Origin of the sequence: Amycolatopsis roodepoortensis, from assembly GCF_024628825.1 — a bacterium.
In the GTDB taxonomy this organism is placed as follows: domain Bacteria; phylum Actinomycetota; class Actinomycetes; order Mycobacteriales; family Pseudonocardiaceae; genus Amycolatopsis; species Amycolatopsis roodepoortensis.
In genome coordinates this window covers 6,853,858-6,867,835 of sequence record NZ_CP102415.1, presented here as the reverse complement: position 1 = coordinate 6,867,835, position 13,978 = coordinate 6,853,858, and the positions used below count along the sequence as shown (strand labels likewise).

Sequence of the window (13,978 nt, the reverse complement as noted above, 5' to 3'; positions counted from 1 at the left end):
TCTTCGTTACATCCGTTCCGGAGCAGAGACACCGAGCACGTTGAGGCCGTTCGCCAGCACCTGGCGGGCGGCCTGGCACAGCGCGAGCCGGGCGAACGTGAGGGGGGTGGCCTCCTCGTCGCCCTGGGGAAGAACACGGCCCACGGTGTAGAACTTGTGGTACGCGCCGGCGAGTTCTTCGAGGTACCGGGCGACGCGGTGCGGTTCGCGCAGCTGTGCGGCCCGGCGGAGGACGGTCGGGAATTCGCCGATCGTGCGGATCAGATCGCCCTCGGCGGGCAGCGTAAGCAGGCCGAAGTCCACTTCGCCATCGGATTTCAGGCCAAGGTCGGAAGCGTTGCGCTGCAACGAGGCCAGCCGCGCGTGGGCGTACTGGACGTAGTAGACCGGGTTGTCGTTGGAGTGCTTGCGAAGCAGGTCGAGGTCGATGTCCAAAGTGGAATCGACCGAGTAGCGGATCAGCTCGTAGCGGGCCGCGTCGACGCCGACGGTGCCGACCAGGTCCTCCATGGTGATCACGGTGCCGGCGCGCTTGCTCATCCGGACCGGTTTGCCCTCGGAGACCAGGTTGACCATCTGGCCGATCAGCACCTCCACGACGGCCGGGTCGTCACCGAAGGCGGCCGCGGCGGCCTTGAGGCGGGCGATGTAGCCGTGGTGGTCCGCGCCGAGCATGTAGATGCAGAGGTCGAAGCCGCGTTTGCGCTTGTCCTGGAAGTAGGCGAGGTCACCGGCGATGTAGGCCGGGTTGCCGTCCTTCTTGATGACGACGCGGTCCTTGTCGTCGCCGTGCTCCTTGGACTTGAGCCACCAGGCGCCGTCTTCGAAGTACAGGTTCCCGGAGTCCTTCAGCTGCTGGACCGAGGACGACACCGCGCCGGACTCGTGCAGCGAGTTCTCGTGGAAGTAGACGTCGAAATCGGTGCCGAAATCGTGCAGGCTCTGCTTGATCTCGGTGAACATCAGCTCGATGCCGACCCGGCGGAAGGTCTCGGCCCGCTCGTCTTCGGGCAGCGAGAGCGCGCTCGGCTCCTGGCGGATGACCTCGGCGGCGATGTCGTTGATGTAGCCGCCCGCGTAGCCGTCCTCGGGGGCGGGCTCGCCCTTGGCGGCGGCGATCAGGGACCGCACGAAGCGGTCGATCTGCGCGCCGTGGTCGTTGAAGTAGTACTCGCGGGTGACCTGGCCGCCCTGCGCGGACAGCACGCGGCCCAGCGCGTCACCGACCGCGGCCCAGCGGGTGCCGCCGAGGTGGATCGGGCCGGTCGGGTTCGCCGAGACGAATTCCAGGTTGATCTTGACGCCCGCCAGCGCGTCGCCGAGGCCGTACTTCTCGCCGGCGTCGAGCACCTGCTGGACGATCTGGCCCTGCGCGTCGGCGGCGAGCCGCAGGTTGAGGAAGCCCGGCCCGGCGACCTCGGCCGAGTCGATGCCGTCGGTGGCCGAGAGCGCCTCGGCCAGCGCGTCGGCGAAGTCACGGGGCTTCATCCCGGCCTTCTTGGCCACCTGCAGCGCCAGGTTGGTCGCGTAATCGCCGTGCTCGGGGTTGCGGGGACGTTCGATCGTCACCTTCTCCGGCAGCACGGAATCGTCGAGGCCGCGCGCGGTGAGAACCTGCACGGCGGAGTTACGGACCAGGTCGGCGAGAGCTGCGGGAGTCACTCGCGGAATTCTAGGTGTGACCTGGTCCGGGCTTCGCAGCGACCGCCGGAAGGTGTGAGCCAAGCCGGTGATCTTCCGGCTGTTCACGGTGATCAGACGCGCGGTCTCTACACTGGCCCGCGCAGGGACCACCCCCTTTGGAGAACGCAGGAGCCATGGCTAACGGGACAACCAGAAAAAAGGGCGCGTCGTCGAAGAACGCCATGAAGGCCGCCCGTAGTTCCGTCGTGTCCAAGAAGGGCACGCCCTGGGGCACGATCATCGCCGTCGTGGCGATCGTCGCCCTGGCGGCCTCGGTGGTCACCTATTACATGATCGCTTCCGCGCCGAAGCGCGATCAGAAGACCCGCGAAGAGGCCGCGGCCGCCTTCGCCCCCTCGCAGCAGGACCCGGACCCGTCCAAGCGCATCCCCGGCGTGACCACGGCCACCTACGAGGGCTCCGTGCACGTCACGGCCGCCGAGCGGGTCGCCTACGACAAGACCCCGCCCTTCGGTGGTCCGCACGACCAGGCCTGGGCCGCGTGCAACGGCGTCGTCTACGAAAAGGCCGTCCGCAACGAGAACATGGTCCACGGTCTCGAGCACGGCGCGGTCTGGATCGCCTACAACCCGGCGCAGATCACCGGCGAGGCGCTGGACCTGCTGAAGGTGCGCGTCGAGGGCAAGCCGTACATGGTGATGTCGCCGTACCCGAACCTGGACAAGCCGATCTCCGTGCAGTCCTGGGGCCACCAGCTGAAGCTGGACTCCGCCTCCGACGAGCGGATCGACCAGTTCGTCGCCGCGCTGCGCACCAACCCGTTCGGCGCGTACCCCGAGCGTGACGCCACCTGCGACGCGCAGATCGAGCCGGGCGACTTCGACCCGACGCCGCCGGGTCCGGACGCGAAGCCGATGGACTACAAGGGCACCGCGGGTACGCAGCAGGACCAGCCCGGCGCCGGACAGAGCGGCGTGCCTTCCGTGCCCGCCACCCAGCCCTCGGCGCCCGCGAGCAACTAGTGAGCCAAGTGGACCCCGATCTCCAGTACGTCGACGAACCGGACGACACCTCGCGGTCGACCAAGAGCCGATGGCTGGTGATCGGGGCCGCCCTGGTCGTCATGCTGATCGTCGGCTTCGGCCTCGGCGCGCTGACGACCAGGCTGATCGACTCCGAGCCGGAGCAGAAGACGCCGGGCGCGGGCTCGGTCGAGGTCGGCTTCGCGCAGGACATGTCGGTGCACCACCTCCAGGCCGTCACCATGGCGGGCTGGGCGCGGGACCACACGACCGATCCGGCGATCAAGACCCTCGCGTTCGACATCGAGCGCACGCAGACCGGCCAGGTCGGCCGGATGAAGGGCTGGCTGGGCCTGTGGGGCCAGCCCGAGCAGACGACCGGCGCCTACATGACCTGGATGACCGAGCCGTCCGGCCACGGCGGGCACGGCGGCGCCGACATGAAGGCGTCGAACGGCGCTCCGATGCCGGGGATGGCGACGTCGGCCGAACTGGCCAAACTGCGGTCGCTGACCGGCAAGGAGATGGACGTCTTCTTCCTCCAGCTGATGCTGCGGCACCACCAGGGCGGGACGGCGATGGCCCAGTACGGCCACGACCACACGTCGATCGCGGACGTGAAGTCGCTGACGCAGAGCATGCTGGTCTCGCAGGGCGCCGAGGTCACGCTGATGAAGGGGCTCCTCCAGGAACGCGGTGCGGCGCCCCTTCCCGCCTGACTCTCTTACGCGTTTCGCCCTCTGGATGCGGTAGTTCGCGTTGCCCACTACCGCGTTCAGAGGACTAAACGCGTATGGCGTCAGGCGCCCGGCCGAGGCGGGGTGTGTGGAAATAGGGACGTTGAGTGTCTCTATTCCCGCACACCGCATACCCAGCGTGAGCGGCACCGGCGGCGCGGGACTCCCTCTTATGCATTTCGTCCTCTGGATGCGGTAGTTCGCGTTGCCAACTACCGCGTCCAGAGGACGAAACGCGTCAGGGGGCTACCAGGAGAGTTCCCGGCAGCGTTGAGCGCATTGGGGCACTTCTATCTGCAGGGTCGCGTGCTCGATGGAGTAGCGGTTCGCCAGGAGGTTCTGGGCCTCGGTCAGCACCTCGGCCTGCTCGACGGCCGGCGAGATGGTGAGGTGCGCCGAAGCGACCTCCATCCCCGAGGTCAGCGTCCAGACGTGCAGGTCGTGGACGTCCTCGACGCCCTTCAGCCCGCCGAGTTCGGCCTGGATCCCGGCGACGTCGACGCCCTTCGGCGCGTGCTGGAACAGGATCCGCAGCGCGCGGCGGGCGAGGGCGTAGGTGCGGGGCAGGACGAAGAGGCCGATCGCGACACCGATGATCGGGTCGGCGTAGCGCCAGCCGGTCAGCAGCGTGATCGCACCGCTCAGCAGCACACCCACGGAGCCGATCAGGTCGGCGAGGACTTCGAGGTACGCGCCGCGGACGTTGATGCTCTCCTCCGCGCCCTTGCGCAGGATCAGGAACGAGGCGATGTTCGCGACGAGACCGGCGGCCGCGGCCAGCAGGACGGGCAGGCCGGGCACGGCGGGCGGGTCGCTGATCCGGCCGATGGCCTCGACCAGGACGTAACCCGCGACGCCGAACAGCAGGATGGCGTTGGCCAGTGCCGCGAGCACTTCGGCCCGGTAGAAGCCGAACGTGCGGGTCAGCGTCGGGCCGCTGCGCCGGGCGAGCAGGATGGCCGCCAGCGCCATGCCGACACCGAGGACGTCGGTGAACATGTGCGCGGCGTCGGAGATCAGCGCGAGCGAGCCGGTGGCGAACCCGACGACGAACTCCATGACCATGAAGCCGGCGCCGATGACCAGCGCGATCGTCAGGCTCTTGAGGTAGCGGCCTGACGCGCTCGACGGCGAGGCCGTTCCATGCCCGTGCCCGTGACCCATTGCTCCGCCTCTCGTGAAGTCGACAGGCCGAATATATTGTCACATGCGCATATGTGCAATACAGGTGAGCCTAAGTTCACCATGTCCTAAGCCACACAAGGAAGCCATCCCCCAGGAGGGCCTTCCCGAAACCTGGAATCGCCACGCACCGCTACCGAAGCGAGCGGAAGAACCCCCGCAACTGGCCGACGAAGACGTCCGGCCGCTCGAAGGCGGCGAAGTGGCCGCCCGCGGGCAGCACCTCGTACCAGCGAAGATCGGTGTAGCGCAGCTCCGCCCAGCGCCGCGAGGGCCGGATGATCTCGCGCGGGAAGATCGAGATACCCGAAGGAACTTCAACGACCGAGACGTCCCGCGCCTTGCCCTCCCAGTAGATCCGCGCCGACGAGGCCGCCGTCGCGGTGAACCAGTAGACGGAGATCGCGTCGAGCATCTGCCGCCACGACAGCGCGGTCTCCGGCGAGCCGTCGTTGTCGGTCCACTCCCAGAACTTCTCCGCGATCCACGCCGCCTGCGCGGCGGGCGAGTCGGTGAGGCCGTAACCGAGCGTCTGCGGCCGCGTGGCCTGCTGCTGCGCGTACGCCGACCCGACCTCGCGGAACCGCGCCAGGTCGCTGAGCGCCGCCTTCTCCTCGGCCGTCGGTTCACCGAGAACGGCCTCGTCGTACGGGACACCCGCCATGTTCACGTGGACGCCGATCAGCCGCTCCGGCGCGATCTTGGCGAGCATGTTCGTCACCCCGGCGCCCCAGTCACCGCCCTGAGCGGCGTAGCGCTGGTAGCCGAGCCGGCCCATCAGCTCGTCCCAGGCCCGGGCGATGCGCTCGACGTTCCATCCCGTCGACGACGGCTTGTCACTCCAGCCGAACCCCGGCAGCGACGGCGCCACGACGTGGAACGCGTCCGCCGAATCGCCTCCGTGGGCGGCGGGATCGGTCAGCGGCCCGAGCACGTCGAGGAACTCCACGACCGATCCCGGCCAGCCGTGCGTGAGCACGAGCGGCGTCGCATCCGGCTCCGGCGAACGAACGTGCAGGAAGTGGATCCCGAGACCGTCCACAGTGGTCTTGAAACCCGGGAAAGCGTTGACACGCTCAGCCAAACCGAAGTCGTAGTCCTCCGCCCAGTACCGGCAGAGCTCCCGCGCGAACTCCAGCGGAACCCCCTGCTCCCAGCCGTCCACGGTGGCCGGCTCGGGCCAGCGCGTGGCGCGCAGCCGGGTGCGCAGGTCGGCGATGGCGGATTCGGCGATCCGCACTTCGAACGGCTCGATCATCGGGCCTCCCAGTTCGTCGATGACACCGACGCTACGCATTTCCGATGCGCACCGCCGTCGTCCGGCTCCGAACCAGGATCAGCAGGCTCCTCGATCCGCCGCACCGGCATCGGCCGGCTGGAAGGCCTGGTCAAAGACACACAGGACACGTTCCTCGCGCCGCTGGACCGCGCCGAACGGGAGCAATCGACCAGCCCGCCGGCCCACGTGGTCGAGCACCACACCCCTTAACGACCACCACTCGTGAGACCCTGCGGGGACATGCGCTAAGCTTCCAACGTCGCCCAGGCGGCAACGCCCTCGTAGCTCAGGGGATAGAGCACTGCCCTCCGGAGGCAGGTGTCGCAGGTTCGAATCCTGCCGAGGGCACACAGATCGACCATACGGTTCAGCTGCACGTTCGTTCCATCGTTGCCGGGCGAGAGCCGCTAGGCGCCTTCTTCGTGATGACGGGTGCCCCATCCCTCGAAGAGAGCCGAAGCCAGCCAGTGACGGCTTTCAAAGGCCATATGCTCCGCTGTGACGCCACAACCCCCATCGGACGGCCGCTTCGGGTCCGCTCCTCGCGCGAGCAGGTAAGCCGTGACATCCACGTGTAGTGGCTCCCCCGTCTGCGTGTGACTGTCGATCTCGACGTCGATGGCATGGTGCAACAACGTAAGCCCACCATGCTCTTCATTGATGTCAGCGCCGTCATCGAGGAGTTCACGAAGCAGCGGAAGATCACCCATCTCGACTGCCTGATGAGCAGGGCTCAAGTCATTCATCAAGGCTGATCCCCTTATCAAGTCCAGGTCCGTCCGACAGAGCATCGACGTACGTCGGATCAGCTTTGACGAAAGCGTCTCGAACCACATCGAACACTATTCCAACGTGCGCGAAAGAGCTTCCAAGCCTATCCCCCACGGGCCGGTATCGTGGACGAGGACCGTAAGTGCGCAGGGTATGGACGGTGAGTTGCCGACGCGTTGTCCGGTTCGCGCACGACGACGCCTCCACGAGGTAACGTGCGCAACCCTGAGCAACTGACGGACGCGACAGTTTCTTAAAACGCGGGGATCGACGGCATCAGACGACGGAGCGGATCACCGGCCTCCTTCACATCCGCGCCTTCAGTACATCGATCTCACAGCCCGGCGCGGCCGGATCGAAGCCGTGCTCGATCAGCCAGCGGACCGCTCGCAGGCTTCGCAACGACCACCACGCGTGGATGACGTCGAGGTCCACGTCGGTGCCGTAGCCCGACAGGACGTCTCCGAGCCGGTCCTCGTGTCCGAGGGTCAAGGTCGCGAGGTCGAATAGGGCATCGCCCCGCGCCGCCTCGGACCAGTCGATCACGCCGGTGATCTCGTCACCGTCGGCGAAGACGTGGGCGATCTGCAGATCGCCGTGCGTGAACACCGGCGTCCACGGCCGAAGCGCGGTTTCGGCGATCTGGCGGTTGCGCTCGACCAGTTTCGAGGGCAGGACTTTCTGCGTGATGAGCCATTCGCATTCGTCGTCGAGGTGCGCCGCGACCTCGTCGGGGCTTCGGCCCGGCCATGGCGGCAGCGGCGCGTCGTGCAGCGTCCGCAGGGCGGCGCCCGCCGCGGCCCATGCCTCCGGTGACGCGGTCGACGGACGGCCGAGGCGGCCGAGCGCTTCACCTGGCAGGGCGGCCAGCGCGAGCACGGGCGGCTTTCGCCACAGGACCTCCGGGGTCGGGATCGGCGCCATGGCCATCGCCGCCACTTCCACGTCGGTGCGCGTTTGATCCGCGTCGATCTTCAGGAACACGTCACCGGCGCGCACGGTCGCGCAATCATGGTGGGCGACGACCACCTGAACCTCGTCCACAGCGATCAGTATCGCCGCATACGGCGGGTGGCGGAAATCATCCGACGACCGGGAAAGAATAATCGCGAAGTATTCGCCGGGCCGTCGCCGGAATTCACGTGGACGTATTTCACCGGGCGGTTTATGGGCTTCCCTCCGTCGACAGGTCAAGTCCAGGTTGCGTGGCTTCCGCGCTCCCGTCAAGCGATTTGCTTCCGTTCGGCCGCATGACGACGGACAGTAGCCGAGAACACGAGGCGCCGTCGAACACCCTGGCGACGCCACGATCGCGACTCGCGGACCTTGACAACCACTCGCACCAGCTCGAATATTGAAAAGGTTTGATATTCACCAAGTGTCCTGGGGGCTGGAAGATGTTAAACTGGCATAAGGAGAAAACTGCGGACGGCACGCAGATCCCCGTCGCCAGAAGGGAAGACGAGTGGGTCGCGGTCGGCTCCGACCCGCCGCTCGGCGAGGTCGTCGAGGTCCCGCTCGACGCGTTGTCCGTGCACGACACCGACACACCGCGAGCGGCGGGGGTCGACCCCGCGTACGCACGGGTGCTCGCGGAAACGGATGCCCCGCTGCCGCCGATTCTCGTCCATCGTTCCACGATGCGGGTGATCGACGGAACGCATCGGCTCGAGGCGGCGAAGCTGAAGAACGCCACCGCGATCGACGTCCAGTTCTTCGACGGGGACGAGCAGGCGGCCTTCATCCTCGCCGTGAAGACGAACATCGCGCACGGCCTGCCGCTTTCCCTCGCCGACCGCAAGGCCGCCGCCTGCCGGATCCTCGGCACCCGCCCCCACTGGTCCGACCGGTCGATCGCGGCGGTCACCGGCCTTTCACACAAGACGGTCGGCAAGTTGCGCCGGCGTTCGAGTGGGGAAGTTCCCCAGTCGAACGCCCACGTCGGCCGCGACGGCCGCGTCCGCGCGCTCGATCCGGCGCAGGGCCGCCGTCGTGCCCACGAGCTGCTCACGAGCAACCCTTCCGCTTCGATCCGTGAAATCGCGCGAGGCGCGGGGGTTTCCCTCGCGACCGCGCACGACGTACGGCATCGGCACCTGCAGGGTGAGAAGAGTCCGGGACGCGTCGCCGCCAGGCCGCGCACCCGCCCGGCCGAAGGCGGCGAGCAGACGGGAACGGACACCCAGGCGGCCGTGGAACGGCTCCGCTCGGACCCCACCATCCGGTACACCGAGTCCGGCCGCACCCTGGTTCGCTTGCTGGACGGGCATCTGAACGACCGGGACGAATGGGACCAGGTCGCCAGGAACATCCCCGAACACCGGCTGGAATTGATCTCCGAACTCGCCAGGGCGCGCGCGGAGGATTGGCGGCAGTTCGCGGAACTGCTGAAGAAGCGCAAGCGCTGACCTGACGACGGAGGGGGCTTTCCGCGCACGCGACGCGCGGAAAGCCCCCTTCGCGGCGTTCCACGGTGATCTTTCCTCACATAACCGCGAAGTAATCGACGAAGACCCGCGTCCCGGACTGTTGCGGATCGCGGAGGATTCGGGCGACAATGGTGTCGAATCGCCAGTCCGGACGCCAGATCCGGGCGCACTGGGAGGCGCGACGGCGAGCACACTGGGGTGTTTTCCGCTGTCGTGATCATCGAATGGAACGCCGCTTTCGCATGCGGTGAAATCGCCATCAAGCATTCATCCGGCCGCGCGCTCGTGCGCGGATTCAGCAAAGGGGACACATGAACGCGGAAGACGCGCGGGCGGAATTGCGTCAGCAGATTTTCTCGCTGCTGACCGAGGTCGCGGGCGGTGTTCTGGAGAACCAGACCATCGAAGCGGACACGGAGTTCCCCGAGACGGGGATGAGCTCCATCGAGTACCTGGCGCTCATCGAGAAGATCGAGACGAAGCTCGACGTGTTCATCGACCTCGAAGAGAACGAGGATCTGACCACTGTGGACAAGTTCTGCGACTACCTGCTCGAACAGGTGCCGTCCGCTTGAAGCAGCACGATCTTCCACCTCCGGACAAAGGATTGAGATGAACGCAAAGGCATTCGGCTGCTTCCTGCCTCCCTTTCACGACCCTTCGGTCAGCCCGCACGCGTCGTTGAAGCGCGACATCGAACTGTGCGGCCTCGTCGACGACCTGGGTTTCGACGAGATCTGGCTCGGTGAGCACCATTCCAGCGGCTGGAGCACGCTCAGCTCGCCCGAAATGCTGATGGCGGCGCTGGCCCGCGAAACGCGCCGGATCCGGTTCGCCACGGGAGTGATCCCGCTGCCCTACCACCACCCTTTGCATGTCGCGGAACGGATCACGCTGCTCGATCACCTCACCGCCGGCCGGGCGATCCTGGGCGTCGGCACGGGAACCTACGTCCACGACATGGAAATGATCGGGGTGGACCCGGCGTCGGTTCGCGACCATTTCCGTGCGGCGTTGGGGACCGTGCAAGCTCTTCTCAACGGCGAGACGGTCAACACCACGACGCCGTGGTTCACGGTGAAGAAAGCCGTGCTCCAGCTCCAGCCGCTGAGGGGTCCCGGCACCATCGAGACCGTCGTCGCGTCCTCGCTGAGCCCGGCCGGAATCGAGCTCCTGACCGACACGGCGACGACCCCGACCGTCCACGTGGCACCGCCGTGGGGCGCCATCCGGCCCGGCATGGACCCGGACCCGGTCGGCGCGCTGATCGAGCGCATCGACGCGTACCGGAACAAATCCGCGGGCGGGACACGGATCCGGTGCAACGTCTTCGTCCACATCGCGGACTCTCCCGCCGAAGGTGTCGAAGAACTGCTGGAAGGCTTCTCCGCGCTCCGCCGCGGTCTGTACCGGGGCACGCTGGGCATGCCCATCCCGGATTCGCCGGTCGCGCACCGCAAGACGTTGCAGAACCTCGTCGACACGGGCGGGTTCATCGTCGGCGACGCCGCGACCTGCGCCGCCAGGATCCGCGATCTGGTGGACCGGATCGGCGACCCGGTGTCGCTGAACTTCTTCGTGCCCAGGTGGATTTCGCACCGCGCGACCCTCGACCAGCTGACCGCGCTCGCGCACGAGGTCGTGCCCGCCCTCGTCGGCGGCTACGACGGCACGACCGAATCGCTCCGGCTCACGTCGGAAGAGGCCGCCCGCCAGCTGAAATCCCGGACCGAGCTGGTCGGCAACGGAGGTGACAAATGAGCACCGCGCCGGTGAAACTGGACTTCAGTTCCGACGAGTTCCTGGCCGACCCTTGGCCCATCTACAAGGAGCTCCGGCGGTCGGATCCGGTGCACTGGTCGGCGGCGTTCAACGCCTTCCTGGTCACCAGGTTCGAAGACGTCCAGGCCCTGCTGGCCGACCGCGAAGTCGGCAGCGGGTTCCCGATGCGCAGCAGCCGCCGCCTGTTCGGCCGGACGTTGCTGGACACCGACGGGCCCCGCCACCGCGATCTGCGGAAGCTGTTCATGCCGCTGTTCGCGGGCGCGTCGGTGAAACGGCTGCGCACGGAGATCCTCATCCCCGCGGTGGACCAGGTCCTCGACTCGATCGAGGCCGAAATGGGCGCCAGGGACGAAGTCGACGTCGAGTTCATGGAGCGGGTCGCGGTCGGGGTGCCCTACGCGATGGTCACCCGGTTGTTCGGGTTGCCGCCGGAGGACGCGGCCTGGCTGCGTCCCCGGGTGCTGCCGCTGGCGGGTGCGATCGAGTTCCCGGCCACCTCGCTGGATTCGGCGCTCGCGGCCAAGGCGGAGCTGATCGGCTACCTGAAGGGCAAACTCGCCGACCGCCGCGAGGGCGACCGGATGCCGTTCCTCGATCTCGTGTTCCCGCCGGGTGAACCGCTCGACGAATCCATGCTGGGCACCGCCACGCTCTTCCTGCTCGCCGGCACCGAGACGAGCGTCGCGACCATCGGCAAGATCATGTACGCGGTGCTCGCGCACAATGTCGACCTGTCGGCCCTGGCCGATCAGGAGTACCGGACCCAGGTGGTGCGCGAGACGCTGCGGTGGGAACCGCCGAGCCACACCATCCTCCGATACGCGTCCAGGGATCTGAACCTGCACGGGGTGGACGTCCCGCGCCGGTCCGCGCTCCTGCTGTCGCTGGGCAGCGCCAGCCGCGACGAGAACGCGTTCGAGGACCCGGACTCGTGGCGCCCCGAGCGGACCGACCAGCGGCTGCTGGCGTTCTCGTCCGGCCCGCACACCTGCCTGGGCATCCAGCTGGCGCTGGCGGAGTTCGACACACTGTTCGAGCGGTTGTCGCACCGGTTCGGCGGCGTCCGGCTCAGCGGCTCGCTCGACGGCGTCCGGCCGGGGTTCTGGCGGCTGCGGGAACGCGGCCACATCTTCCGGCGGCCGGATCACCTCCATGTCCGGCTGGAGCGCGAACGCGATGCCTGACGCGCTCACCATTCCCTACGATCTGACGGCCGAACTCGCTGACGAACCCTCCGAATACCAGCGCGCGAAGGTGGTGCTCGCCGCGTTCGCGGTCACCTTGAGCCGGTGGACGGCGGCGAGCGAGGTCGCGATCTCGGTCGCCGGGCGGGTGATCCGGGTCCAGGTCGACGACAAGGCGCGCGTCGAGGACTTCCTGGGCTCGGTCCACCCGGTCGGCGTCGCCGAGGACGGGCCGGTGGATGTCGTGCTCGCCTCCCTGCACGCGGATCTGCGGTCCGGGGAGGCCCGCTTCGTCACCGAGGTGCCCGACGCCGAGCACGGTTTCCTCGCCGACGTCGCCACCGCGGTGGGCGAGCTGGCCTTTCTCGACGGTTCGCTGGAGGACGTGCGCTGCATCGCGCCGGAACGCCGCCGGACCCTCGACGCGCTGGCCGGCGCCGACCTTCTACCGGCGGACATCGAAACCCTGTTCCTGGAGCAGGTGCGGCTTCACCCGGAGCAGGTCGCGGTCCGTGACGCGAGCGCCGAGCTGACCTACGGGCGGCTCGCGCGGGCGGCCGACCGGTACGCGGGCGTCCTGCGTCGCGCCGGGGTCCGGCCCGGTGACACGGTGCTCGTCGCGACCAAGAGGTCGGTCGGGGAGATCGTCGCGTTGCTCGCGATCGTCCGTGCCGGAGCCGCGTACGCGGGGTTCGACGACGACGCGCCGGAAGCCCGGTTGGCGCGGATCATCGGCAAGCTGGCGCCCGCCGCCGCGGTGGTCGACGCCACCACGGCGGACCATCCCGTTCTGCGCGGGCTCACCCTGGTCGATACCTGGATCGCCGGCGAGGAAGCCGACGCGGATCCCGAACCGGCTCCCGCCCACGACAATCCACAAAGGACCGCGTACGTCGCGTTCACCTCGGGATCCACCGGTGAACCGAAGGGCGTCGTCGTCCCGCATCGCGCGGTCACGCGGCTCGCGCGGACGACGGAGCTCCAGCCGCGCCCAGGTGACCGTGTCCTGCGGATGGCGCCGCTGGCCTTCGACGCGTCGACGTACGAGATCTGGGTGACCTTGCTCAACGGCGCGACACTGGAGGCCTTTCCCGGACGGCTTCCGACGGTCAGGGCGCTCGAGAAGTTCTTCGTCGAACGGAAGGTCTCCGTCGCCTGGCTGACCGCCAGCCTGTTCCGGCTGGTCGCGAACTCCCGGCCGCAGGCGCTCGCCGGACTCCGCTGGCTGCTGAGCGGAGGCGAGGTCGTACCGCACGACGCGGCGGCGCGGGTGCTCGGGTCCTACCCGGGGCTGGTGCTCACGAACGGCTACGGGCCCACCGAGAACACCACGTTCACGACCACGCACACCGTGCGCGGCAGCGCGGAGATCGACGGCCCCCTGCCCATCGGGAGGCCGATCGCCGGCACGAAGGTCTTCGTGCTCGACCGGAACGCCCGTCTCGTCCCGCCCGGCGGCGTCGGCGAGCTGTACGCGGCCGGAGCGGGCCTGGCCGACGGGTACCTGGACGACGAGACCGAGACGAAGCGGCGCTTCGGCCACTTCTCCCCTGACGTGGACGAACGCCTGTACCGCACGGGAGATCTGGTCCGGCTCGCCCCGGACGGGAACGTGGTCTTCCTCGGCCGCGCGGACAAGCAGGTCAAACTCGACGGGCATCGCATCGAAACCGAGGAGATCGCCACCGTCCTCGCCGGTCACCCCGGTATCCGCGACGCCGTGATCGTCGTTTCCCGGCAGGAGAACCAAAGTCCTCAGCTCGTGGCGGCCATCGTCGTGCGGCCCGGCGAGGACACCGGACCCCGCACCTTGCAGGCGTTCCTGTCGCGGCTGCTCCCGAGCTACGCGTTACCCGCCCTCTGGGTGGTGGTCGACGAGATCCCGCTGACCCGCAACGGGAAAGTCGACGAACAGGCCCTGATCGCGAACGCCCGATGAAGGAGA

At 68.0% G+C, this 13,978-nt stretch carries 12 protein-coding genes and 1 tRNA gene; 8 read left to right on the top strand and 5 right to left on the bottom strand.

Going from position 1 to position 13,978, the window contains the following annotated elements:
* Nucleotides 1-6: 6 nt before the first annotated feature.
* A complete protein-coding gene (gene argS / locus NQK81_RS32885) occupies nt 7-1,662 on the bottom strand; it encodes an arginine--tRNA ligase (protein ID WP_257484571.1) in 1,656 nt (551 codons plus the stop codon).
* Nucleotides 1,663-1,865: 203 nt separating this feature from the next.
* Here argS and NQK81_RS32880 point away from each other — a divergent pair, with 203 nt between their 5' ends.
* Together NQK81_RS32880 and NQK81_RS32875 are read left to right on the top strand one after the other, a co-directional pair.
* Nucleotides 1,866-2,666: a thioredoxin-like domain-containing protein gene (locus tag NQK81_RS32880; protein ID WP_257489899.1), complete on the top strand. Its 801-nt coding sequence runs from the start codon at nt 1,866-1,868 to the stop codon at nt 2,664-2,666.
* Between the two features lie 8 nt (nt 2,667-2,674).
* Complete coding sequence (locus NQK81_RS32875) at nt 2,675-3,385, top strand: DUF305 domain-containing protein (RefSeq protein WP_257484570.1); 711 nt, start codon at nt 2,675-2,677, stop codon at nt 3,383-3,385.
* Between the two features lie 264 nt (nt 3,386-3,649).
* Here the strand turns inward: NQK81_RS32875 and NQK81_RS32870 are convergent, their stop codons facing one another.
* Nucleotides 3,650-4,567, bottom strand: coding sequence for a cation diffusion facilitator family transporter (locus NQK81_RS32870; protein ID WP_257484569.1), 918 nt, complete (start codon nt 4,565-4,567; stop codon nt 3,650-3,652).
* A gap of 151 nt (nt 4,568-4,718) precedes the next feature.
* Nucleotides 4,719-5,843 carry an epoxide hydrolase family protein gene (locus NQK81_RS32865; protein WP_257489898.1) on the bottom strand — a complete coding sequence of 375 codons (1,125 nt, stop codon included), beginning with the start codon at nt 5,841-5,843 and terminating at the stop codon, nt 4,719-4,721.
* A 296-nt stretch (nt 5,844-6,139) separates the two neighbouring features.
* On the opposite strand from NQK81_RS32865, the gene NQK81_RS32860 reads away from it, so the two are divergent.
* Nucleotides 6,140-6,212: transfer RNA gene (locus NQK81_RS32860), tRNA-Arg, on the top strand.
* 59 nt (nt 6,213-6,271) lie between these two features.
* On the opposite strand, the gene NQK81_RS32855 is transcribed toward NQK81_RS32860, so the two are convergent.
* Nucleotides 6,272-6,574, bottom strand: coding sequence for an ankyrin repeat domain-containing protein (locus NQK81_RS32855; RefSeq protein WP_257489897.1), 303 nt, complete (start codon nt 6,572-6,574; stop codon nt 6,272-6,274).
* Between the two features lie 367 nt (nt 6,575-6,941).
* Nucleotides 6,942-7,679: a phosphotransferase family protein gene (locus NQK81_RS32850; protein ID WP_257484568.1), complete on the bottom strand. Its 738-nt coding sequence runs from the start codon at nt 7,677-7,679 to the stop codon at nt 6,942-6,944.
* 353 nt (nt 7,680-8,032) lie between these two features.
* Between NQK81_RS32850 and NQK81_RS32845 the strand changes: the two genes are divergently transcribed.
* From NQK81_RS32845 to NQK81_RS32825, 5 genes are all read left to right on the top strand, one after another.
* Nucleotides 8,033-9,043, top strand: coding sequence for a ParB/RepB/Spo0J family partition protein (locus tag NQK81_RS32845; RefSeq protein ID WP_257484567.1), 1,011 nt, complete (start codon nt 8,033-8,035; stop codon nt 9,041-9,043).
* A 332-nt stretch (nt 9,044-9,375) separates the two neighbouring features.
* Nucleotides 9,376-9,639, top strand: a complete 264-nt coding sequence (locus tag NQK81_RS32840) for an acyl carrier protein (RefSeq protein WP_034309004.1) — start codon at nt 9,376-9,378, stop codon at nt 9,637-9,639.
* Between the two features lie 37 nt (nt 9,640-9,676).
* The gene (locus tag NQK81_RS32835; RefSeq protein WP_126732628.1) at nt 9,677-10,825 is read left to right on the top strand and encodes an LLM class flavin-dependent oxidoreductase; all 1,149 of its coding nucleotides are present in this window, start codon (nt 9,677-9,679) and stop codon (nt 10,823-10,825) included.
* Nucleotides 10,822-12,033, top strand: coding sequence for a cytochrome P450 (locus tag NQK81_RS32830; protein WP_257484566.1), 1,212 nt, complete (start codon nt 10,822-10,824; stop codon nt 12,031-12,033). The genes NQK81_RS32835 and NQK81_RS32830 overlap by 4 nt, the downstream gene beginning before the upstream one ends.
* A complete protein-coding gene (locus NQK81_RS32825; RefSeq protein WP_257484565.1) occupies nt 12,002-13,972 on the top strand; it encodes an amino acid adenylation domain-containing protein in 1,971 nt (656 codons plus the stop codon). Before NQK81_RS32830 ends, NQK81_RS32825 begins: the two co-directional genes overlap by 32 nt.
* The last annotated feature ends 6 nt before the right edge of the window (nt 13,973-13,978 follow it).